The sequence below is a fragment of the Sphaerisporangium rufum genome (genome assembly GCF_016863395.1).
Taxonomy (GTDB): domain Bacteria; phylum Actinomycetota; class Actinomycetes; order Streptosporangiales; family Streptosporangiaceae; genus Sphaerisporangium; species Sphaerisporangium rufum.
In genome coordinates this window covers 26,890-48,976 of record NZ_BOOU01000019.1, presented here as the reverse complement: position 1 = coordinate 48,976, position 22,087 = coordinate 26,890, and the positions used below count along the sequence as shown (strand labels likewise).

Below are 22,087 nucleotides of genomic sequence, written 5' to 3'. Positions count from 1 at the left end.
CCGGGTCAACCGGAGAACCCGCCCCGGCGGACGGCATGCAGGAAGTTGCGCCATTCCTCACTCGGAGTGGCCAGCGGCGGCTGCGCGGGGGACTTGGAGTCGCGTACGGCCACGATGCCGGGCAGACCGAGGGCGACCTCTACGCACATGCCCCCGTCCCCGCCTGAGTAGCTCGACTTGCGCCAGCAGGTCTGACCTAGGTCCATCTCCGCACCGCTTCCTCGATCATTTTCTGGGACAGGAACGTGGAGTTGGCCTCGCTCCGGATGGCGTCATACCGGGTCAGGAGTTCGGCGATCATCACACGCTCGTCGACCGTTCGACCACGAGGCTGAGTCTCTACATATACGGTATAAGCCGATCCGCGCATTTCCGCTATTCCAAATGCTCCGAGCAGTCCCGCCGAGGCCCGGGCACCGTACGGCACCATCTGGATCGCGACCCGAGGTCTCCGGCTGATGTCCAGCAGGTGTTCGAGTTGTTCCCTCATGATCATCCGAGTGCCTATCGGGCGATGCAGCACGCCTTCGTCGATAAGCGACCAGATCATCGGAGCATCGTCCCGCGTGAGGGTGTTCTTTCGCCGCATGCGGCCTTGCAGCCGCTGGTCGATCTGTTCCCCGGTGATACCCGGCTCCTCGTCGAACAGCGTACGGGCGTATGCCTCGGTCTGGAACAGGCCGGGGATAAGGAGGGGATCCCACAGGCGTAGGGCCGTGGCGCGGCGTTCCTCGGCCGCCCAGTCGCGGAAATGCTCCGGGACGGGAGGCAGCGGCGGCCAGGTGTCCTGGTGGAGCCGGTCGAGCATGCCGTCCAGGCCGAGCGCCTTGTCGCATCGGCGGGCGAAGTCCTCGGTGGGTACGCGCCGCTGCGTCTCCACCATGCCGATCAGGCTCTCGGAGAAGCCGATGCGGCGGCCGAGCTGCTCCTGGGTGAGGCCGGCCCGGCGCCGGTGCCGGCGCAGCTCGTAAGCGAACCTAGCCGCGCCCGAGGCCTCCGGATCGATGTCCACCGGCCGTCCCATGCCGTACTCCCTCCGCCACCGCCCGCCGTGATCCCACAAGACCCACCGATGTGCCACCGGAGATGTATCACCTCTGTCCGACAGATCCGCTACTGAACGTAGCCGATCAGGCACAGCATGGTGAGGTGAATCGGAGTCCTCAGGGTGATGGACACACGTCCCCACCGAGGACCGGGTGAGAGCAACGGATCCTGGAGGTGCCCGGATGACCGGGAAGAGAATGCGGGACGGTTATCTGGAGATTCCCGCCCGCCCGGACGCCGTGCGTCACGCGCGGGTCCACGTCCATACGATGCTGCGGAAATGGAACCTGGGCGTGCTCGTCGAGACCGCGGAACTGCTCGTATCGGAACTGGCGGCGAACGCCGTCACGGCGACCCGGGGAATGAACCGCGCGACCATGCCCGGCGCCCGGGATTACGGAACCCAGCACACCGCCGATTTCCTGGACTATATATGGGTCGATGTGCACCGGACCCCGGGAGCGGTCGTCCTCGAAGTCGGGGACCCCAGCCCTGACCCGCCGCGCCTGCGTCCCGCCGCCCTGGACGATGAAGGGGGACGCGGCCTCTTCCTGGTGAGCGTGCTGGCGGCCGGCTGGGGGCACCGCCTGCCCGTCACCGGCGGGAAGGTCGTCTGGTGCGCCCTCGCCTGTCCTGCCGCCGGTCACACCTCCGACGGTCTCTGAAGGTCCTAGGATCCGCCGACGCGGCACCGGGCGGCCCAGGCGCGCCCGGTGATGACGCGGGAGTCCCGCTCGGCGAACTTCTCCGCGCAGCGGATCCGGAGGGCCTCCCGCTTTTCCGCCGCGAGGCCGGCGACATGGACGCCCGCCGGGGCGACGCCCAGGGTGAACATCTCCCACCAGTCGTCGAACCCGGTGTACTCGACGGCGACCGTGAGCGCCGTCTCTTCCGCGCCGGCCAGACCGGCCTCGACGAACAGCTCGCGCAGCTGGCCTTCGCGGGTCCCCACCCGGCCGGACTCGTCGTCCACCTCCGGATCGAACTCGCGCACCGCCGACCAGAACAGCTCCAGCGGCCCGGTGCGGCCCGCGTGGTCCCAGACGCACGCGGCCACCACCCCGCCTGATCGCGTCACCCTCGCCATCTCCCGCAGCCCGGCGACCGGGTCGCTCATGAAGTGGACGACCAGCTGCGCGAGCGCGGCGTCGAACGAGCGGTCAGGGAAAGGCAGTGCCTCGGCGGTGCCGATCTCGACCCGGGTGGCCGGATGGCGCTCGCGCGCGGCCGCGGCGAAGCTCTCCGAGGGCTCCACCCCGACGGCGCACCCTTCGCCCAGCCTGCCGGCCAGCTCGCCGAGAAGGGCGCCGGGGCCGCAGCCGACGTCGAGCACCCGCTGCCCCGGCCTGATCTCGGCGAAGTCGGCGAAGGCCGGGGCGAGCGGCGCGGCGAAGCGCCCCATGAAGCGGTCGTAGCCGGCTACCGCGGAGAACATTCCGAAGCCTCCCAGTGAAGAGCGAACTCGACGATACCCCCGGTGTGCCGGAGGAGCGGCGGCCGGTCGGAGTTCGGCGAGGACGTCGCGTAGGTGACGGCGCCATGGACGCCGGGCGCGGGAGGAGCGGGGTCGTGGCCTACCGGGTGACCAGGGTGAACGGGGCCGGCGGGCGCGTCTGGATCCAGGTGGCCTTCGGGGCGGTGTACTCGTCGATCGCGTGCAGCGACTTGTCGCGGGCGGTGCCGGACTGCTTGAATCCGCCCCACGGCACCGACCAGTCGCTGCCGTCGTAGTTGTTCACCCATACCTGTCCCGCCCGCAGCCGGGCGGCCACCCCGAGCGCCAGGTCGATATCGCGGGTCCACAGCCCGGCACCGAGGCCGTAGGCGGTGTCGTTGGCCAGGCGCACCACCTCGTCGATGTCGTCGAAGGGCAGCACGGCGAGGACCGGACCGAAGATCTCCTCTCGCGCGATGGTCATGTCGTTGCGGACCTGGTCGAAGACGGTGGGGGCGATGAAGTGGCCCCCGGTGCCGGCGCGAGTCCCGTGGCCGCCGGTGAGCAGGCGGGCGCCCTCCGCCCGCCCCCGCTCGATGTAGTCCATGACCCGCCGCCGCTGCCGGTCGCTGATCAGCGCGCCCACCTGCGTGCCGGGATCCAGCGGGTCGCCGACCCGCAGGGCCTCGGCGAGCAGCACGACGCGGTCCAGCAGCTCGCCGGCGATCGCCCGGTGCACGAACAGCCGGCTGCCCGCGCTGCACACCTGCCCCTGGTGGTAGAAGATCCCCCACACCACGGCCTCGGCCACCTCGTCGAGGTCCCCCGCGTCCGGGAAGACGATGTGCGGGGACTTGCCGCCCGCCTCCACGCAGACCTTCTTGGCGTTGGACTCGGCGGAGTAGGCGAGGAAGCGACGCGCGGTCGCGGTCGACCCGGTGAAGGCGAGGCAATCGACGTCGGGGTGACGGCCGAGCGCGGCCCCGGTGATCGGGCCGTCACCGGGGACCACGTTGAGCACCCCGGGCGGGACGCCCGCCTCAAGGGCGAGCGCGGCGAGCCTGATGGTCGTCAGCGGGGTCTGCTCGGCCGGCTTGATGATCAGGCTGTTGCCGGACACCAGCACCGGGCCGAGCTTGTAGGCGGCCTGGTACAGCGGGAAGTTCCACGGGGTGACGCACCCGACGACGCCGAGCGGCTCGCGGCGCACCACCGCGAGCACGTCGGGCCGGGTCGGCGCCACCTCGTCGTAGAGCTTGTCCGCCGCCTCGGCGTACCAGCGGGTCATCGCGGCCGACTTGGTGATGTCGGCGGTGTAGGCGTCGCGGATCGGCTTGCCGGTGTCCAGGCATTCGAGCAGCGCCAGTTCCTCGCGGTGCTCGTCGATGAGCTCGGCCAGGCGCAGCAGGACCCGGCCGCGGTCCCGGGGCGAGCGGCCGGACCAGCGCCCGTCCTCGAACGCGGTCCGCGCCGAGGTGACGGCCGCGTCGACGTCCTCGCCGGTGCACAGCACGACCTTCGCGATGGCCTCGCCGGTCGCCGGGTTCTCGGTGGTGAAGGACTCTCCCAGCGAGCCGGTCCGGTACTCGCCGTCGATGAAGGCGCGGGTCTCGGGTCGCAGCGCTTCGGCCATCGCACCGATCTCGGCGGCGTCTCGGTCGAGCAGCATGCTTCACACTCCTGATTCGAGGAAGGGCGGCGGGTCACCGGCGGGGTCCGCCGGGAACGGGCAGGCCGGCCGCCAGGGGTTCGGGCAGCGCGGCGTCGCGGGCGATGAGGTCGTCGTGGGACTCCCGCCTGGTCACCAGCCGCGCGTGCCCGTCGAAGACGAGCACCACCGGCGGGCGGGGGACGTGGTTGTAGCTTGACGCCATGGACAGCGTGTACGCGCCGGCGGCGGGCACCGCCAGGACCTCGCCCGCGCGCACCTCGGGGAGGTGGACGTCGCGGGCGAGGATGTCGCCGGATTCGCAGTAGCGTCCGGACAGGTGCGCGACCAGCCGGTGCGGCCGGCAGGTGCCCGAGACCGGGAGGGCGGCCAGCCGCGCCCCGTACATCGCGGGACGGACGTTGTCCCCCATGCCCCCGTCGAGGTGCAGGTAGGCGGTGGCCTCGCCGTCTCGCGCGTCCAGCGGCTTGGCGGCGACCACCCGGTACAGGGCCACCATGGCGGGCCCGACGATGGACCGGCCGGGTTCGAGCACCAGCTTGGGCTGCGGCAGCCCGCGCCGCTCGCATCCGGCGGCCACCTCGGCGGCAACGGCCTGGACGTGGGCTTCGATGGCGGGCTCCGGTTCGCCGGCGGTGGCGGCGATCCCGAGGCCGCCGCCAGGACTGAGGGTGCGGGTGGTCCACCCGTGCCACCGGCGCAGGTCGCCGGCGGCGTCGAGCAACACCCGCACGGCGGCGCGGTAGGGACGCAGGTCGGTGATCTGCGAGCCGATGTGGCAGTGCAGTCCTACGTACCGCAGCGCCGGTGCGGCGGCCAGGAGGCGGGCGGCGTCGGGCAGCAGGGACAGCGGAATCCCGAACTTGGAACCGGCGTGGCCGGTGGAGATGTGCGGATGGGTGTCGGCCGCGACGCCCGGCGAAAGGCGCAGCATCACCGCCTGCGGGACCCCGTCCCGGGCCAGTTCGGCGAGCGTGCGCAGCTCGTCCAGGCTGTCGACGATCACGGTGCCCACGCCCAGGCGCCGGGCCTCGCGCAGCTCCGCCGCCGTCTTGGCGTTGCCGTGCAGGTGGATGCGATCGCCTGGGACGCCGGCATGCCGGCCCACGCGGACCTCGCCGACGGACACCGCGTCCAGATGCAGGCCCTCCCGCAACGCGAGCTGCGCGACCGCGACGCTGAGATAGGCCTTGCCGGCGTAGTGCACCTCCGACGGGCCGGCGTGGTGCGCGGCCAGCGCATCGCGGTAGGCGCCGGCGCGCCGCACGAAGGTCGCCGCGTCGAGCACGTACACCGGTGTGCCGTGCTCCTCGGCGACGGCGCCCAGCGACACCCCGGCCAGCCTCAGGTCACCCGCGGGATCCACCTCGGCGGTGTCGGGCCACGGCGGGGGCATCACGCCGGGCTCCAGGGGCGTCCGGCGACCAGGGCGGGTCGGTCGAGGCGGAACGGGGCGACGGGCCGGGCCGTGGTGCCCGCCGTGATGAGATCGACCATGATCTCCCCGAGTACGGGGCCGAACTTGAAGCCGTGACCGGAGCACGCCGAGGCGACACCGACGCGAGGCAGGCCGGGGACCAGGTCGAGGACGAAGTCCTCGTCGGGGGCCATGGTGTAGCGGCAGGTCTCGGCCGCCAGCACGGGCCCGAGGCCGGGCAGGCGGTGGCGGGCGTGGGCGGTGAGCGCCGCGAGCGCCCGCTCGTCCACGGTGCCGGCCAGGTCGTCGGCGTCGATCTCGGGGCCGTTGCGGTCGAGCATGAGCTTGACACCGCCCTCGGGCGACAGCCGCGGGAACATCGAGATCATCGGCGGGCGGCCCGCCCGGTGCTCGATGGTCACCGGGAAGGTCCCCGGCCGGTAGCCGGCGCCGGGCGCGGCGAAGTACGCGACCTGTTCGCGGGTCACCACCAACGGGAGCGGCCGCCCCATCTCAGCGAGCAGCGAACCCGTCCACGAGCCCGCCGCGAGAACGGCCGCGCCGGCCTGCAGGTCGGTGCCGTTCACCTCGGCGCCCACCCCGCCCGGCCCGGCGCGCAGCAGGCGGACACGCGCGTGCTCGCGGATCTCGGCGCCGTGCGCCCGCGCGTCGCCGGCCAGGGCGCGCACGCAGGCGTCGGCGTCGAGCACGCCCGCGTCCGGCTGGTAGAGGCCTGCCATCCCCGGATCCAGCCGGAGCTGCGGGAACCGCGCGGCCAGCTCGGCGGCCGGCAACCGCTCGAAGGCGACGCCGCACGACTCCATGGTCGCCGCGGTGCGCCGCAGGGACGGCGTGCCGGCCAGGCCGAAGTCGAGCCCGCCGGTCGGGAGCAGCAGGCGCGCCCCGCGCTCGCGTTCCAGCGCCCGCCACCGGACGTAGGCCTCGCGCGCGAGCGTGACGTAGCCGGCGCCTTCGTAGGCGAGCCGGATGATCCGGGAGGGGCCGTGGGAGCTGCCATGCGGGTTCCCGAGGGTGAAGCGTTCGGCCAGGACGGTCCGCAGCCCGCGCCGGGCCGCGGCGGCGGCGGTGGCGGCCCCTGTCACGCCACCGCCCACCACCAGCAGGTCGACCCGGTCACCTGCCGCACTCATCCGTCGTACACCTGGTGGTGGGTGACGCGGTGCTCCTTCGCCAGCAGGTATTCGGCGTCGAAGTCGTAGTACTTGGCGAGGGTGACGTCGTCACCGGCGAACGCGGCGATCGCCTCCTCCGACTCCCAGAACGTCAGAGTGACGAAGTGGGCGACGTCCCCGTCCTCGCGGTACAGCACCCGCGCGTCCCGGTTGCCGGGCGTCGACCGGTAATCCGGGATCGCGACCTCGCGCATGAGCCGCAGGTAGTCGCGGGACCTCTCGATGGGGGTGGTGCCGTGCCAGATACGGGCGATCATCTTCGTCCTTCGCATCGTTCAGGGGTGGAGCACCCGGTCGAGGAACCGCCGGGTGCGTTCGTGTGCCGGGGCGGTGAAGACCGTGGCCGGGTCGCCGCGCTCCACGACGACGCCTTGGTCCATGAACAGCACCTCGTCCGAGACGTCCCTGGCGAAGGACATCTCGTGGGTGACGACCACCATGGTCATGCCGCCCTCGGCCAGGCGGCGCATGACGTCGAGCACGTCGGTGACGAGCTCGGGGTCGAGCGCGCTGGTGACCTCGTCGAACAGCATGACCTCGGGGTCCATCGCCAGGGCCCGGGCGATCGCGACCCGCTGCTGCTGGCCGCCGGAGAGCCGGCCCGGCAGTTCGTGCGCCTTCTCCGCCAGGCCGACCCGGTCGAGCAGCGAGCGCGCCCTGTCTTCGGCCGCCCGGCGCGGCACACCGGAGACCACCCGCTGGGCCATGGTGAGGTTGTCGAGCACCGTCCGGTGCGGGAAGAGGTTGAACTGCTGGAAGACCATGCCGATCCGGCGGCGTACCGCGTCCAGGTCCCTGCCGCGCAGCCGGGTGATCGGCATGCCGTCCAGGGCGATCTCGCCGGCGTCGGCCTCCTCCAGCCGGTTGACGCAGCGCAGCAGGGTCGACTTGCCGGAGCCGCTCGGCCCGATGATCGAGATCACCGCGCCGGCCGGGACGACGAGGTCGACGCCCCGGAGGACTTCGAGGGCCCCGAAACGCTTGTGCAGGTCGGTGACCGTGAGTTTGCTCGCATTCTGGGCCTCGCCGGTCATGCCAGGGCCTTCCGCACGGGCTGCCGTCCCCTGAGGTAGCGGTCCACCAGCCGGGCGAGCGGCAGGGTGACCACCAGGAACATCAGGGCGCCGAGCGTGAGCGCGGAGCTGTTGAACGTCTCACCCTGTACCTCGCGTCCCGCGCGCACCACATCGACGATGCCGATGACCTGGACCAGCGAGGTGTCCTTCATCAGGGCGATGAAGTCGTTGAGCAGCGGAGGCACCACCGTGCGGACCGCCTGCGGGAGCACGACGTGGCGCAGGGCCCGCCGGTGGCTCATCCCGAGGGAGCGCGCCGCCTCCGTCTGGCCGGGCGGGACGGCGTCGAGGCCGGCCCGGTACACCTCCGCGAGGTAGGCGCCGTAGGTGAGGGTCAGCGCGGCGACGCCGAACCAGTAGACATCGGGCCGGCCGAACAACTCCGGGGCGCGGATCCATTCGGGGAGCCCGGGGATGAACGGCAGGCTGCCGGAGATCAGCAGCACGACGAGCAGCAGGGGGATGCCGCGGAACACGTCGATGTAGGTGACGGCGGCGACCCGCAGCGGGAGCATCATCCAGGACCGGGACGTCCGGCAGAGCGCCAGGACCAGCCCCCACACCATGGACAGCGCGCCCGCGATCAGGGAGAGCTGGATCGTCATCCAGAATCCGAGGAGGACCTTGTCGAAGGACTCCGACATGACGGTGATGTCGAAGTACTGCTCGAGGAAGACGTCCATAGGCGGGCGGTCAGCCGTTCCCGGCGAGCAGGTTCGCCGGTGGCGCGTCCTCGAACCACTTACGGTAGACCCGGTCGTAAGCGCCGTCCCGCTTCATCGCCAGGAGGGCCTCGTCGACCTTGCCGCGCAGCGGTGAGCCGGTCTTGAAGACGAACCCGTACTGCTCGCCGGTCGCGATCGTCTCGACCACCTCCAGCTGGTCGTAAGTGCGCACGGCGAACTTCGAGGAGGGGAAGTCGTTGATGACCGCGTCGATCTGCCCGGCCGCCAGCGCCTTGAAGGCGTCGTCGACCATGTCGTAGGTGCGGATGGTGTCGGTCCTGACGTTCGCCTTCGCCCACTTCTCGCCGGTGCCGGCCAGGACGGCGCCCAGACGCTTGCCCGCGAGGTCGGCCACGCCGGTGATGCCGGAGCCCTTCTTGACCATGACCGACTGGTCGGCGTTGAAGTAGGGCACCGAGAAGGCGACCTTCTTCCTGCGCTCTTCGGTGATCAGCACGGAGGCGGCGACCATGTCGAAGCGGCCCTGGGCGACGTCCCGGAAGATCGTGTCGAACGGCGTCTTCTGGATGGTGACGGTGAGGCCGAGCCGGGCGCCGACCTCGTGGACGAGGTCCATGTCCATGCCCTCGTACTTGGGGGGATCGCCGAAGGCGAACGGCACGTAGGGGATGTCGGCCCCGACCAGCAACCGGCCGGCCTCCTTGGTCGTGGCCTCGGTCGTCGTTCCGGTGTCCTTCGCGCTCGGGCTGCTCTCACCCTGGCCGCAGCCGGCGAGGGCGGCGGTGAGGGCGGCCATGCCGATCAGGGCTGCGATTCGCTGCATGGCGAATCTCCTCTGTACTGGTACAGTTGGTAATCTGTACCGCTCATAGAAGCATCGGGGTGGTTGCAGGTCAATACACCGAGCATGATGAGTCCAGACTTTTCGCCATCGAGGAGGAACTGTGGCGGTATGGCAGGACGTCATCACCGGGAGCAGCAAGAAGGAGCTGGTGCTCAGCGTCGAGCGGGCGGTCAGCCTCGGCACGCTGGCGCCGGGCCAGCCGCTGCCCTCCGTCCGGATGCTCGCCCGCCACCTCGGGGTCAGCGCCACCACCGTGGTCGGCGCGGTGGCGGAACTACGGCAGCGCGGGGTGATCGTCACCAACGAACGCCGCACCAGCGTCATCGCCCCGGTGCCGCCGCTGAAGCTGGCGACCGCCGCTCGCGCGGTACCCCCTCCCGCGCCGCGAGGCGTCGACCTCGGCCACGGTGGCCCGGACCGCGCCCTGCTCCCCGCCGCGCGGGCTGCGCTGCGCGCGGTCGCCGAGGAGAGCGCCACCCCCCGCCTCTACGGGCAGCCCACCATCGACGCGGAGCTGCGCGATCTCGTCCTCCCGGGGTTCGGCGACCTCGGGATCCAGATCGACGCCGACCACGTCGGCGTCACCAGTGGCGCGCTCGACCTGGTCGAACGGGCGCTGCTGGTGAGCTGCCGGCCCGGCGACCGGGTGGTCGTCGAGGACCCGGGCTACCCGGACGTGTTCGACCTGCTGCGCGCGGCCGGGCTGCAGCCCTTGCCGGTCGCGGTCGACGACGAAGGCCTGCGGCCGGCGGCGCTGGACGCCGCGCTGCGGCAGGGCGCCACCGCCCTGATCCACACCCCGAGCGCCCAGAACCCCTTCGGCTCGTGCCTCACCGAACGGCGGGCCCGCGAGCTGTCGGCGGTGCTCGCCGAGTGGCCGGACCTGGTGGTGATCGAGGACCACCACCTGTCGCTGGTGGAACCGCCGCGCGTCACCCTCGCGGGCCGGGTGCGGCGGTGGGCGGTGGCCCGATCGATGGCCAAGTCCCTCGGACCCGACCTGCGCCTCGCCGTCGTCGCCGCCGAGCCGCACCTGTTCGCCCGGGTGTTCGGCCGGCAGGCGCTCGGCCCGGGCTGGGTATCGCACGTCCTGCAGCGCACCGTCGTCCACCTCCTGCGGGACCCGGCCGTGCAGGAGCGGCTCCGCCGAGCGGGAGACGCCTATGAGGCGCGCCGCACCGCGCTGCTCACCGAATTAAGCGCTCGGGGCATCGAGGCCCACGGAATGACCGGCCTCAACGTGTGGGTGCCGGTCACCGAGGAGGGCGCGACCGCGCTCGACCTGTCGCACCGGGGCTGGGTGGTCAGCCCGGGCGGCGCCTACCGGATGCGGTCCGCGCCCGGGCTGCGAGTGACGACCTCCACGCTGGACGTCGCCGAGGTCCCCCGGCTGGCCGACGACATCGCGTACGCACTGCGCCCCCGTACCGCCCGCAGCGGCTGACGCGGCCGGCCGCCGGCGACCGGCTGCGCCACCGTCGCCACTGTCGCCACCCCGATCGTCGTCTTCTCAGGGGCGCGGGACGGCGAAGGGTGCGGATCAGCAGGGGCGGAAGTGGTAGGCGGGCTCCCAGTCCACGTCCAGCCAGCGGTTGTCCACCGGATGCGTCGGCTTGATCAGGCTCCAGCTGGAGTTCAACCGGATCGCCACCGCGTTGCCGGACTGGTTGTTGCGGATCCAGCCGCGGCCGTGCCAGTCGTAGAACGAGTAGTCTCCGCACTGATACAGGTCGTAGATCTTCCAGGTGTTGATCTTGCTGTCCTGGTAGTCGAGCACCGCGATGCAGACCCGCTGGTACGGGCAGCCCGGCAGGTAGGAGGGGGCACTGACGCCGCGGGCCCCCGTCGCGTAGTGCGGTGCCGGAACGGCCTGGCCGTTACCGCCGATGGTGGGGTTCGGGTCGAACGCGGCGACCCCGGCCGACGCCGGGGTGACGCACAGCACCGAACCCGCCAGTAACGCGGCGAATGCCGCCATGATCCTGTTGATCATGATCGCTCCGTTTCCGATCGCGGACGTTGCGAACACCAGCCCACCTTCCCGGAGCGTCCAGGCGGGCATGGCGGACCGGCGTTCGTCCGCGATCCTGGGGGTCCGGTCCGTTCCGCTGGGACCGGAGGCCGGAGCGCGCGGTCAGTCGGCGCCGGGGCGGGCCTTGCTGGGCTGGACGCGCTTGGGCTCGCCGGGCATCTTCGGATAGTTCGGCGGATAAGGCATGTCGCCGCGGCCGTCCTGCTCGTACCACGCCAGCAGCGGCTCGATGCCGAAGGCCCGGTCGTCGATCTCGCGGTGCACGTCGCCCAGCTCGGCGAACCGCGGCGGGACGGTGCGGATGTCGAAGTCGCGCGGGTCGACCTCGGCCAGCTCCTGCCAGGTGACCGGGGTGGACACCGGGGCGTGCGGGCGGGCGCGCACCGAGTAGGCGCTGGCGATGGTGCGGTCGCGGGCGTTCTGGTTGTAGTCGATGAACACCTTCTCCCCCCGCTCCTCCTTCCACCACGCCGTGGTGGTCAGATCCGGCCGGCGGCGCTCGATCTGGCGGGCGAACGCGATGGCGGCCTGCCGCACCTCGGTGAACGACCAGCGCGGCTCGATGCGCACGTAGATGTGGATGCCCCGGGTGCCGGAGGTCTTGGGGAACCCGCGCATGCCGAGCTCCATCAGCAGCTCGTGCACCTCGAACGCGGTCTGCCTGGCCTGCTCGAAGCCGGTGCCGGGCTGCGGGTCGAGGTCGATGCGCAGCTCGTCGGGGTGCTCCACGTCGCCGGCCCGGGTCGGCCAGGGGTGGAAGTCGATGGTGCCGAGGTTCGCGCAGTAGGCGATGGCGGCCACCTCGGTCACCCGCAGCGCGTCGGCGCTGCGCCCGCTGGGGAAGCGGACGGTGACCGTCTCCAGCCAGTCGGGGTGCTTGGGCGGGACGCGCTTCTGGTAGATGGCCTCCGAGGTCACCCCGTCGGGATGCCGCTTGAGGTAGGTGGGCCGGTCGCGCAGCGCGCGCAACGCCCCCTCGCCCACGGAGACGTAGTATTCGACCAGCTCACGCTTGGTCGCCTTGATCTCCGGGAAATAGATCTTGTCCGGGTTGGTCACCTTCACCACCCGGTCCCCGACATTCAGCTCGATGAACGGCGACGCCATGTCTCCGACCGTACCCGGCGGCACCGACGAAACCGGTCCGGAGCTGCCGGGACATGCCGGAACAAGCAGAATCCGCCAGAGAACGGGACGGTCCGTCCCGGAGCACCTCAGCGGCCGGCCGGATGCTCGCACGGGACGGACCGCATGACCGCCTGCCACGCGCACGCCGGCGCGGGCGCTGACTACTGCCACCCGCGCGGCGGCCTCCCCGGCCGTACGGCGATGCCCGGCGCAGCCGCGGGCATCGCCCACGGGGACGGGCCGGCGGTCTCCCCTTGGCGGAGGTGATCAACCCTCCGCCGATAAAGACGCCGAAAGCCCGCCGAAAGGATGCCTCGCCGGAAAAGTCACCGCCGCCGGCGCCACGCGTAGGGTGGAGGCATGGACAAGGTGGTCAAGAGCGACGACGAGTGGCGGGTTCAGCTGTCCCCCGAGGAGTTCCGGGTGCTGCGCCGGGCCGGCACCGAGCGCGCGTTCACCGGCGAGTACGTCGACACCAAGACCGTCGGCGTCTACGCCTGCCGGGCCTGCGGGGCCGAGCTGTTCCGGTCGGAGACCAAGTTCGAGTCGCACTGCGGCTGGCCGTCGTTCTTCGAGCCGTCGCAGTCGGAGGCGGTCGTGCTGGTGGAGGACAACTCGCTGGGCGTGTCGCGCACCGAGGTGCGGTGCGCCCGCTGCGACTCCCACCTCGGGCACGTCTTCCACGGCGAGGGCTACCCGACGCCGACCGACGACCGGTACTGCATCAACTCCGTGTCGCTGCGCCTGCTCCCCGCCGGGTAGATTACCCACCGCACCCGCCGCGTCACGGACGGCATGTTCCCGATGCCGCCGGGTAGGAGCGTGGTGCCCGGGCCGCGCGCCCGGCGTGCTCGTTCCGGCCGCGAGGAGCCCCGATGCACTTACGCCACAGATGGGAGACCATCGAGACGATCGGGTACGTGATCACCCAGCGGTGCGCGGTGTGCGGGCGCACCCGCACCCGGGTCCGCGACCACCCGCCGGTGGCCCGTGACGACACCGCCCCGGCACCCCCCGCCACCCGCCGGGACGACCGGGCGGCCAGCGGCGGCGCGGCCGGCCGGCACGGCACCGCGGCCTGACCGGAGACCGCGCGGGGCGCCGGGCGCCGCACCGTTGAGCGACATCATGGGCCGGTACCGGGGGGCCACACCGTCGCGACGCCACCCGGAAGGCGGCCCGGCTGATGGCGCGGGCGACCGTTACGGTTCGGCGGAGCGGGCCGGCGGCCGGCGGGCACCTGGTCAGGCGGTGTGGCGGGTGAAGCGCGCGCGGTAGGCGCTCGGGGTGACCCCGAGCGCGGCGACCAGGTGCCTGCGCAGCGAGTCGGCGCCGCCCAGGCCGCTGCGCGCGGCCACCTGGTCCATCGGCAGGCCGGTGGTCTCCAGCAGCTCGCGCGCCCGGCCGATCCGCTGGTGCAGCAGCCAGCGCAGCGGGCTGGTCCCGGTCTCCGCGTGGAAGCGGCGGATCAGCGTGCGGACGCTCACCCCGGCGTGCCCGGCGAGGTCTGCCAGACTCAGCGGCAGCTCCAGCCGCTCCAGCGCCCAGCCTCTGGTGGCGGCCAGGGAGGTGCCGCGCTCCGGCGGCGTCGGTGCCGCCACCACTTGGGGCTGCCCACCCGGCCGGGCCGGCGCGGCCACCACCGCCCGGGCGGCGGCGCTCGCCACCGCGGCCCCGTAGTCCAGCCGCACCAGGTGCAGGCACAGGTCGATCGCCGCGCCGGCCCCGGCCGAGGTCAGCACCCCGCCGTCGTCCACGAAGAGCGTGTCCGGCTGTACCCGGACCGCCGGGTGGCGCGCGGCCAGCTCAGCGGCCAGGTCCCAGTGCGTGGTGGCCCGGCGGCCGTCCAGCAGCCCGGCCTGCGCCAGGACGAACGCCCCGGTGCACAGCGACGCCAGCCGCGCGCCCGCCGCGGCCGCCGCGCGCAGCGCCGCCAGCGTGGCCGGGTCGGCCGGCCCGCCGCCGCTGCCGACGACCATCACGGTGTCGGCGTCACCGGCCGCGTCCAGGCCGCGCGGGACCAGCAGACCGGGACCGTCGGCCGCGGTGACCGTGCCCGGCTCGGCGGTGCAGGCCTCCACCAGGTATCCGGGCGAGCCGCCGAGACGATCGGCCACGCCGCCGCCGGGCGGGTCATCACCCGCGCCCGCGATCCGGGCACCGCCGAACACCATGTGCGGGATGGCGACGTCGAAACTCAGCACCGGCGGCACCACCACGACGGCGACACGATGCATGGCCAGATCCTCCGGATTGTCGGCGTTCAGCCTACTGCCGCGGCGCCGCGCCGGGCGGCAGGGTCGACGCATGACCCTTCACGTGATCACCGGGCGAGGCGCCACCGCGGCGCGGACCGCCCTGCTGCTCGCCGCCGGCGGCGAGCGTGTCCGGATCGTCAGCCGCACCGGCGGCGGACCGGACCACCCGCTGGTGGAGAAGGTGGCCGCCGACGCCACCGACACCGACCGGCTCACCGAGTTGCTGACCGGCGCGGTCACCCTGATCAACTGCGCCGCGCCCGCCTACGACCGCTGGCCGCAGGACTTCCCGCCGCTGGCCGCCTCGCTGCTCGCCGCGGTACGGCGCACCGGCGCCCGATACGTCATGCTCGGCAACCTGTACGGGTACGGTCCGGTGGACGGTCCGCTGCACCCGGGGCTGCCGCTGAAGGCCGCCGGCCCCAAGGGACGGGTGCGCGCGGCGGTCTGGGAGCAGGCGGCCGCCGCCGGGGTGCCGGTGACCGAGGTGCGAGCCGGGCAGTTCTACGGCGCCGGCGCCGTCTCCGTCTTCACGCTCATGGTGGTGCGGCCGGTGCTGGCCGGCGCGCCGGCCCTGGTCCCGCAGGAGGTGGACCTCCCGCACAGTTACTCGTCGATCGGCGACACCGCACGCACCCTGGTCGCGGCGGCCCGCGACGAACGGGCCTTCGGCCGGGCCTGGCACGCGCCGGTGGTCACCCCGTCGCTGCGCGAGCTGGCCGGCCGGCTGGCCGGGCTGGCCGGCGCGCCCGCGCCGCGGATCGAGCAGCTGTCCGGGCGGGAGGTGGCGTTGCTGGCCCTGACCGCCCCCTTCTGGGGGGAGCTGCACGAGACGCTGTTCATGCCCGGCGTGCCGCAGCTGTCGGACCACTCCGAGACCGAGGCCGTGCTCGGCGTCGGGGCCACCCCGGTGGACCAGGTGCTGGCCGAGATGCTCTGAGGCCGCCTACTTCGGCTTCGGATAGGTGAGCCGGCAGGAGTGGTCGCCGGGGCCGAGGATGTTGGCCAGCACCGGGTTGCCGTTCTGGCCGTACTCGGCCTGCACGAACACCACCGGGCTGCGCTCGCCCTTCTCCTCCACCAGGTACTCCTTGCCGCGCTTGCACAGCTCCAGCGCCGCCTTGGAGTTGTGCGCGGTGTCCGGCAGGTCGGTGTAGATCCGCAGGTAGTTGCCGACGGTGCGGATGTCGGTGACCCGCTTGGCCGCCTTGGCGGTGACCCGCTCCTGGAAGTAGCCGACCGCGGTGGCGTCGGTGTGCTTGGACGGCCCGGACGCGGTGCGCGCCCGATCCCGCGCCTTGGACGCCTTGCGCGCCTTGGCGGGCTTGCTCGCGCGGGCGTCGGCCGCGGCCGGGCGGGCGCCGCCGCCCGGCGTCGCCGCGGCGGCCCCGGTCGCGGCCGGCGGTGACAGGGCGGCGGCCCCGGTCGCGGCCGGCGTCTCCCCCGCCCGGGTGACCGCCGTACCGGCGGCCAGTGCCGTCACCGTGACGGCGGCGAACGCCACCGCTCCTTCGAAGACCGTGACCCGGCGGGACCGGCGCCGCCGGTGACTTCCCGCGCGCCGGGACCGTGGCGCGTCGCTGCCCCTGTTCACCCTCTGCCTCACGTCGACCCGAGATTCGTTCCGAGTATGGCAAACGATCGACCAACCCGGAGCGTTCCCGCAAGACCTGACCGGCGAGATCCGGCAGGAAGATCGGCGGCCGGCCGCACCGCTGGGCGCCGGCCGGCGCCCGCGTCAGGGCAGGGCGGCCAGCAGCTCGCCGACCGGCTTGCGGGTGCCGGTGTAGAACGGCACCTCCAGCCGGGTGTGCCGGCGGGCCTCCGACGCGCGCAGGTGCCGCATCAGGTCGACGATGCGGTACAGCTCGTCCGCCTCGAACGCCAGGATCCACTCGTAGTCGTTCAGCGCGAAGGACGAGACGGTGTTGGCCCGCACGTCGGGGTAGTCGCGCGCCAGCCGGCCGTGCTCGGCGAGCATGGCCCGCCGCTCGGCGTCCTCCAGCAGGTACCACTCCAGGGACCGCACGAACGGGTACACGCAGACGAAGCCGCGCGGCTCCTCCTCGGCCAGGAACGCCGGGATGTGCGACTTGTTGAACTCCGCCGGGCGGTGCAGCGCCATCGCCGACCACACCGGTTCGCTGGCCCGGCCGAGCGCGGTGCGCCGGAAGCGGCCGTAGACCTCCTGGCAGTCCTCCGGGGTCGGGGCGTGCCACCAGAACATGTAGTCGGCGTCGGCCCGGAACCCCGCGACCTCGTAGAGGCCGCGGGTGACCACGTCCTTCTGCGCGGCCTGCGAGAGCACGGCCTCGACCTCGTGCGCCGCCTCCTGCCGGTCACCGGGCAGCGCGTCGCGCACCCGGAACACCGACCACATCGTGTAGCGGATCACCTGGTTGAGGTCGCGCGCCTTCGGCCGCGTCCTGCTCTCGCTGTCCGTCACTGAAACGCACTCGCCTTCCGTCGACCCGTCAACGTCCGTCGTCATCCGTCGTCATCGCCGCGCGCCCGCGCGGGGCCCCGTCCGGGGGCGCGGCCGGGCGGGCTCAGCCGGCGCCCGCCGCCCGCCGGTCCCGTTCCTGCCATTCTCCCCCAGCCGCCTGCCCGGCGTGCTCGCGCAGGTGCGCGATGATCCGGCCCGCGGCGGTCCGCGCGGTCGCCACGCACGCCGGGACGCCCAGCCCTTCGTAGGTGGCGCCGCACACCGCGAGCCCCGGCTGCACGGCCACCGCGGCGCGCACGCGGGCCACCCGGTCCAGGTGGCCCACCTCGTACTGCGGCAGGGCACCGCCCCAGCGGGTCACCCTGCTCGCCACCGGCAGGCCGCGCACCCCGGCGACCTGCGCCATCTCCGCCATGGCCAGCGCGACCAGCTCGTCGTCGTCCCGCTGCAGCAGGTGCTCCTCGCCCAGCCGGCCGATCGAGCAGCGCAGGACCAGCAGGCCGGGGCCGGCGCCGGACAGGTGCGGCCACTTGACCGAGCTGAACGTCACCGCCTTGACCGGCCGGCCCTCCACCGGCGGGACCAGGTAGCCGCTGCCCTCCGGCGGGACAGGGAACGCGGCCCGCGGGTAGGCGAGGGTGACGATGGCCATGCTCGCGTACTCGACGCGCGCCAGCTCGGCGGCGGCCTTCGGCACCTCGGCCGACAGCAGGCGGGCCGCCGCGGGCGCCGGCACCGCGACGACCACCGCGTCCGCCTCGACCGTCTCCGGTGCCCGCGCCGGGCCGGTCACCAGCCGCCACCCGTGCGGCGTGCGCCGCAGCTCGCGCACCATGACCCCGGTGCGCACCTCGGCGCCGGACGCCGCGGCGACCGCGGCGGGCAGCGCGCCCATGCCCTGCCGCACGGTGGTGAACACCGGACCCGCGCCGGCGGGCGCCTCGGCGCGGATCTCCTGGGCGGCGCGCAGCAGCGAGCGCTCGGCGCGCGCGGCGGTGGCCACCCGGGGCAAGGTCGCGTCCAGCGACAGCGACTCCGCCCGCCCGGCGTAGACGCCGCCGAGCAGCGGCTCCACCAGCCGGTCGACCACCTCGCCGCCCAGCCGGGCCCGGATGTAGGCGGCCACCGAGACGTCCGAGGCGACCAGGGTCGCGGGCAGGACCAGGTCCAGCGGCACCCGGGCCAGCCCCGCCGGGGACAGGATGCCCGACCGGGCGAGCTCGCCGACATCGGCGGGTACGCCCATCACGTTCGCCTTGGGCATCGGCCGCAGCGCGCCGCGGCTGTAGATCGACGCGCCGGCCGCGCGGGGGTGCACCAGGTCGTCGCCCAGCCCGACCGCGCGGGCCAGCTCGGTGCCCTCCGGGCGGCGGGCGAGCATCGCCTCGGCGCCCTCGTCCAGGGGGATGCCGGCGATCTCCGAGACGTGCAGCTTTCCGCCGACGCGGGCGGCGCCCTCCAGCACGGTCACCCGCGGGGGGTCGGCGGCGCGCCCCAGGTGCCACGCCGCGGCCAGCCCGGCGATGCCGCCGCCGATCACCACGACGTGCGGCCGAGTCCCTTCCATGTGCCCGACGTTACCCGCCCCTGGTACCGGTCCGGCCCCCGGGCACCACCCCGGCCGATCACCGCCGTACCCCGGGCACCACCCCGGCCGATCGCCGCCGTACCCCGGGCACCACCCCGGCCGATCACCGCCGTACCCCGGGTCCCGAGGGGCGCCACGCCGCCGATCATCCGGGCACGGCCGAGGCCACCGCGCGGGCCGGGGTACGGCGATGTCAGGTGTCCGGCCCGCCACGGGAACGTGATGGCTTCGTGACGCTCCGGATCAAACCGTCCGGCCGGCGGTCTCGTCATGAGGGTATGAGCAGATCATGGCACGGCCGGCCGCTGGCGACGGTGTCCTTGGCGGCTGCCCTTCTGGCGCTGTCCGGCTGCGGCGGGGGCGAGACGATGGACACCGGTTCCAGCGCGGTGGCGCCCGCCCTGCCGGAGGCCGCCCGGACGCAGGCCGCCCCCGGGTTGGCCTCGCAGAACGCCGCGGGCGGGTCCGGTTCAAGCGCGGACCGGCGGGGCGCGGACGGGTCCGCGACCGCCAAGACCGCCGCCGAGCCCGCGGAGGTGGCGGCGCCGGATCGGGCGATCATCTACACCGGGCAGCTGCGGCTGCGGGTGAAGGACGTCACCGCGGCGGCCGACCAGGCCAAGCGGATCGTCACCGCGGCGGGCGGCCGGCTGGATCGCGAGGAGTCCACCGCGTCCGGCCCGGCGGGCGGCGCGACGCTGGTCTTCAAGATCCCGCCGGCCGGCTATCCCGGCGTGCTGGACCGGCTCGGCCGCGAGCTCGGCAAGCGGATCTCGCTGCGGCAGAGCACCGAGGACGTCACCGAGCAGGTGGCCGATGTGGAGAGCCGCCTGGCCTCGGCCCGCGCCACGCTCGGGCAGCTCCGCGAGCTGTTGTCCCGGGCCAAGACCATCGGCGAGGTGCTCTCGGTCGAGCGGGAGATCGCCACCCGGGAGTCCGACCTGGAGTCGCTGCAGGCCCGGCAGAAGTCGCTCGCCGCGCAGACCGGCGCGGCCACCCTCACCGTCGAGCTGGCGGGCGAGCGCAAGCCGGTGCCGAAGCCTAAGGAGGACCCCCCGCCCGGCTTCTTCGGCGGCCTGAAGTCCGGCTGGCAGGCCCTGGTGACCACCGGCCGCGCGGTGCTGGCGGTGGCCGGCGCGCTGCTCCCCTGGCTGGTGGTGGCCGCGCTGCTGTGGATGCTGTCCTGGCCGGTCCGCCGGCTGCTGCGCCGCCACCGGCCGGCCGGCCGGGACGTGCGGGACGGCGCCGGCCCGCCTGCGTCCGTGGGGCCGGCCGCCCCGGCCGCCGCGTCGACCCCCACGACTCCGGCGACTTCGGCGACTTCGGCGGCTCCGGCGACTTCGGGCGCCGGCCCGGGCGAAGCCGAGCGCCGGGCGCGGCCGGACGAGCGCGCCGGCCGGGCCGAGCAGGCGACCGGCGAGCGGCCGCCCGGCGACCGCCGGGTCGCCCCGCTCGATCCGGCGGCCGAGGAGCCGCCCACCCCGGACCGGTGACCCGCCGGATCCGGCCGGTCGTGGCGGCGCGGCGACCCCGCCGGGCGGACGGTCCCACCGGAAGGAAGGATGTCGCCGGACGGACGGTCCCACGTCCGTGCTGGAGACCGGCGAGCCGCCCGGATACGCCGGGCGGCTCGGGGAGATGAGCCGCTCAGGGAGACGAGCGACCCGGTCCGGCCGGATGGCCGGGTGGGGCCGGTCAGGAGGTGGTGGACCGGTGGACCAGGTCGGTGAGGCGGGCGAGCTGGCCGGAGTCGGTCGATGGCAGCACGCCGTGGCCGAGGTTGAAGATGTGGCCCTCCGCCGCCCGGCCGCGGGCCAGCACGTCGAGCGCGCGGCGCTCGGCCACCTCCCAGGGGGCCAGCAGGATCGCCGGGTCGAGGTTGCCCTGCAGGGCGCGGCCGGGGCCGACCCGGCGGGCCGCCTCGTCCAGCGGAATGCGCCAGTCGACGCCGACCACGTCGGCGCCGGCCTCGCCGAGCAGGCCGAGCAGCTCGCCGGTGCCCACGCCGAAGTGGATGCGCGGCACGTCCAGATCGGCCAGGCCCGCGAAGATGCGCGAGCTGTGCGGCATCACGAACTCGCGGTAGTCCTCGGCGCCGACCGCGCCGACCCAGGAGTCGAACAGCTGGACGGCCGAGGCGCCGGCCTGCACCTGGACCCGCAGGAAGGCCAGCGTGATGTCGGCCAGCCGATCCATGAGGGCGTGCCAGCGGGCCGGCTCGCCGTACATCATGGCCTTGGTGCGGTCGTGGTTCTTGGACGGGCCGCCCTCGATCAGGTACGACGCCAGGGTGAACGGAGCGCCGGCGAAGCCGATCAGCGGCGTCGGGCCGAGTTCCTTGGCCAGCGCGCCCACCGCCTCGGTGACGTAGGGGACGTCGTCGGCCTCCAGCGGGCGCAGCGCGGCCAGGCCGGCCTCGTCGCGGATCGGCGCGGCGACCACCGGGCCGACGCCCGGCTTGATGTCCAGGTCGACGCCGATGGCCTTGAGCGGCACCACGATGTCGCTGAAGAAGATCGCCGCGTCCACGCCGTACCGGCGCACCGGCTGCATCGTGATCTCCACGATCAAATCGGGGGTGGCGCAGGCGGCCAGCATCGGCACGTCGGCGCGGACCGCGCGGTACTCGGGCAGCGAGCGCCCCGCCTGGCGCATGTACCACACGGGGGTGTGCGGCACCGGCCGGCGACGGCAGGCGCGGATGAACGGGGACTCGGCGGTCGCGGGATTCACCCCTCCAGGGTGCCACGGCCGGGCACCGGTCACGCCGGTGCCCGGCGGCCCCGGTGCCGGTGACCTCCGCCCGGGGCCGGCGGCCGGGCGGCCCCCGGCCGAAGAAATAAAACTTTGCTCAACTTATAGGTGATTTATGTGCTTTATTGACTGATTGCCGGAATTGCCGGGCACAGCCTGCCGGAAGAGTCATGATCAGAGCCGTCAACCAGGCCCAAAGCGCAGGTAGAGTGAGGGACACGGACGGCCCGCGATCAGGTCGTGGCCCGCTCAAATGTTCGCCAGACCACCGCGTGGCGTGGATTCTGTCACCACTTTCGGGACACGCCGAGCACGTTGCGGGGAAATGTCGCTGTGACGTGTCAACGTCGGACCAGCCCCCGACTTCACGGACAAGGTGCGCGGAACGGGGAACGCCGAGCAGGCGGCGCGCACCGCGTCCGTACCGGACTCTCGATCCTGGGACCCGAAGAAAGGCCCGCGATGACCGCGATGTGGAGTTCCACCGAGCACCGCGCCTTGCGCTGCGCGTTCC

The 22,087-nt window shown here is 73.4% G+C and carries 23 protein-coding genes; 6 read left to right on the top strand and 17 right to left on the bottom strand.

Translation table 11 applies throughout. The features are described from left to right. Positions 1-5: 5 nt before the first annotated feature. A complete protein-coding gene (locus Sru01_RS07285) occupies positions 6-206 on the bottom strand; it encodes a DUF397 domain-containing protein (protein WP_203983108.1) in 201 nt (66 codons plus the stop codon). Further along, entirely contained in the window at positions 197-1,024 is an 828-nt protein-coding gene (locus tag Sru01_RS07280; RefSeq protein WP_203983107.1) for a helix-turn-helix domain-containing protein, read from the bottom strand. The genes Sru01_RS07285 and Sru01_RS07280 overlap by 10 nt, the downstream gene beginning before the upstream one ends. Positions 1,025-1,229: 205 nt before the next feature. On the opposite strand from Sru01_RS07280, the gene Sru01_RS07275 reads away from it, so the two are divergent. Continuing rightward, on the top strand, positions 1,230-1,712 hold the full coding sequence (locus tag Sru01_RS07275) for an ATP-binding protein (RefSeq protein WP_203983106.1): 483 nt from the start codon (positions 1,230-1,232) through the stop codon (positions 1,710-1,712). A 5-nt stretch (positions 1,713-1,717) separates the two neighbouring features. Here the strand turns inward: Sru01_RS07275 and Sru01_RS07270 are convergent, their stop codons facing one another. The 8 genes from Sru01_RS07270 to Sru01_RS07235 all read right to left on the bottom strand — a co-directional run bounded on the left by Sru01_RS07270 (position 1,718) and on the right by Sru01_RS07235 (position 9,346). Beyond that, positions 1,718-2,482 carry a class I SAM-dependent methyltransferase gene (locus Sru01_RS07270; protein ID WP_203983105.1) on the bottom strand — a complete coding sequence of 255 codons (765 nt, stop codon included), beginning with the start codon at positions 2,480-2,482 and terminating at the stop codon, positions 1,718-1,720. 139 nt (positions 2,483-2,621) lie between these two features. Next, the gene (locus Sru01_RS07265; RefSeq protein ID WP_239137065.1) at positions 2,622-4,151 is read right to left on the bottom strand and encodes an aldehyde dehydrogenase; all 1,530 of its coding nucleotides are present in this window, start codon (positions 4,149-4,151) and stop codon (positions 2,622-2,624) included. Positions 4,152-4,185: 34 nt separating this feature from the next. Further along, entirely contained in the window at positions 4,186-5,547 is a 1,362-nt protein-coding gene (gene lysA, locus Sru01_RS07260; RefSeq protein ID WP_239137068.1) for a diaminopimelate decarboxylase, read from the bottom strand. Further along, entirely contained in the window at positions 5,547-6,719 is a 1,173-nt protein-coding gene (solA, locus tag Sru01_RS07255; RefSeq protein WP_203983103.1) for an N-methyl-L-tryptophan oxidase, read from the bottom strand. Before solA ends, lysA begins: the two co-directional genes overlap by 1 nt. Further along, positions 6,716-7,018 carry an antibiotic biosynthesis monooxygenase family protein gene (locus Sru01_RS07250; protein ID WP_203983102.1) on the bottom strand — a complete coding sequence of 101 codons (303 nt, stop codon included), beginning with the start codon at positions 7,016-7,018 and terminating at the stop codon, positions 6,716-6,718. Before Sru01_RS07250 ends, solA begins: the two co-directional genes overlap by 4 nt. 18 nt (positions 7,019-7,036) lie before the next feature. Further along, positions 7,037-7,795 carry an amino acid ABC transporter ATP-binding protein gene (locus tag Sru01_RS07245; RefSeq protein WP_203983101.1) on the bottom strand — a complete coding sequence of 253 codons (759 nt, stop codon included), beginning with the start codon at positions 7,793-7,795 and terminating at the stop codon, positions 7,037-7,039. Then, complete coding sequence (locus Sru01_RS07240; RefSeq protein WP_203983100.1) at positions 7,792-8,520, bottom strand: amino acid ABC transporter permease; 729 nt, start codon at positions 8,518-8,520, stop codon at positions 7,792-7,794. Before Sru01_RS07240 ends, Sru01_RS07245 begins: the two co-directional genes overlap by 4 nt. A 10-nt stretch (positions 8,521-8,530) precedes the next feature. Next, positions 8,531-9,346, bottom strand: a complete 816-nt coding sequence (locus Sru01_RS07235) for a transporter substrate-binding domain-containing protein (RefSeq protein WP_203983099.1) — start codon at positions 9,344-9,346, stop codon at positions 8,531-8,533. 121 nt (positions 9,347-9,467) lie between these two features. Between Sru01_RS07235 and Sru01_RS07230 the strand changes: the two genes are divergently transcribed. After that, positions 9,468-10,811, top strand: a complete 1,344-nt coding sequence (locus Sru01_RS07230; protein WP_203983098.1) for an aminotransferase class I/II-fold pyridoxal phosphate-dependent enzyme — start codon at positions 9,468-9,470, stop codon at positions 10,809-10,811. 96 nt (positions 10,812-10,907) lie between these two features. Here Sru01_RS07230 and Sru01_RS07225 read toward each other — a convergent pair whose 3' ends face one another. Beyond that, on the bottom strand, positions 10,908-11,360 hold the full coding sequence (locus tag Sru01_RS07225; RefSeq protein ID WP_203983097.1) for a hypothetical protein: 453 nt from the start codon (positions 11,358-11,360) through the stop codon (positions 10,908-10,910). Positions 11,361-11,501: 141 nt separating this feature from the next. Next, entirely contained in the window at positions 11,502-12,506 is a 1,005-nt protein-coding gene (gene ligD / locus Sru01_RS07220; protein ID WP_203983096.1) for a non-homologous end-joining DNA ligase, read from the bottom strand. Between the two features lie 381 nt (positions 12,507-12,887). Here ligD and msrB point away from each other — a divergent pair, with 381 nt between their 5' ends. Together msrB and Sru01_RS07210 are read left to right on the top strand one after the other, a co-directional pair. Next, positions 12,888-13,289 (top strand): peptide-methionine (R)-S-oxide reductase MsrB, encoded by a 402-nt coding sequence (gene msrB / locus Sru01_RS07215; RefSeq protein ID WP_203983095.1) that lies wholly within the window; start codon positions 12,888-12,890, stop codon positions 13,287-13,289. Between the two features lie 113 nt (positions 13,290-13,402). Further along, entirely contained in the window at positions 13,403-13,609 is a 207-nt protein-coding gene (locus Sru01_RS07210; protein ID WP_203983094.1) for a hypothetical protein, read from the top strand. Positions 13,610-13,771: 162 nt separating this feature from the next. Here the strand turns inward: Sru01_RS07210 and Sru01_RS07205 are convergent, their stop codons facing one another. Continuing rightward, complete coding sequence (locus Sru01_RS07205; protein ID WP_203983093.1) at positions 13,772-14,764, bottom strand: GlxA family transcriptional regulator; 993 nt, start codon at positions 14,762-14,764, stop codon at positions 13,772-13,774. A 70-nt stretch (positions 14,765-14,834) separates the two neighbouring features. On the opposite strand from Sru01_RS07205, the gene Sru01_RS07200 reads away from it, so the two are divergent. Continuing rightward, complete coding sequence (locus Sru01_RS07200) at positions 14,835-15,725, top strand: Rossmann-fold NAD(P)-binding domain-containing protein (RefSeq protein ID WP_203983092.1); 891 nt, start codon at positions 14,835-14,837, stop codon at positions 15,723-15,725. Positions 15,726-15,731: 6 nt separating this feature from the next. On the opposite strand, the gene Sru01_RS07195 is transcribed toward Sru01_RS07200, so the two are convergent. The 3 genes from Sru01_RS07195 to hemG form a co-directional block, all read right to left on the bottom strand. After that, on the bottom strand, positions 15,732-16,289 hold the full coding sequence (locus Sru01_RS07195) for a hypothetical protein (RefSeq protein WP_203983091.1): 558 nt from the start codon (positions 16,287-16,289) through the stop codon (positions 15,732-15,734). Between the two features lie 234 nt (positions 16,290-16,523). Beyond that, complete coding sequence (gene hemQ / locus Sru01_RS07190) at positions 16,524-17,231, bottom strand: hydrogen peroxide-dependent heme synthase (protein WP_373869498.1); 708 nt, start codon at positions 17,229-17,231, stop codon at positions 16,524-16,526. A gap of 103 nt (positions 17,232-17,334) precedes the next feature. Beyond that, positions 17,335-18,798, bottom strand: coding sequence for a protoporphyrinogen oxidase (gene hemG, locus Sru01_RS07185; protein WP_203983089.1), 1,464 nt, complete (start codon positions 18,796-18,798; stop codon positions 17,335-17,337). A 299-nt stretch (positions 18,799-19,097) separates the two neighbouring features. On the opposite strand from hemG, the gene Sru01_RS07180 reads away from it, so the two are divergent. Continuing rightward, the gene (locus Sru01_RS07180; protein WP_203983088.1) at positions 19,098-20,312 is read left to right on the top strand and encodes a DUF4349 domain-containing protein; all 1,215 of its coding nucleotides are present in this window, start codon (positions 19,098-19,100) and stop codon (positions 20,310-20,312) included. A gap of 202 nt (positions 20,313-20,514) precedes the next feature. Here Sru01_RS07180 and hemE read toward each other — a convergent pair whose 3' ends face one another. After that, positions 20,515-21,552 (bottom strand): uroporphyrinogen decarboxylase, encoded by a 1,038-nt coding sequence (gene hemE, locus Sru01_RS07175; RefSeq protein ID WP_203983087.1) that lies wholly within the window; start codon positions 21,550-21,552, stop codon positions 20,515-20,517. Between the last annotated feature and the right edge of the window lie 535 nt (positions 21,553-22,087).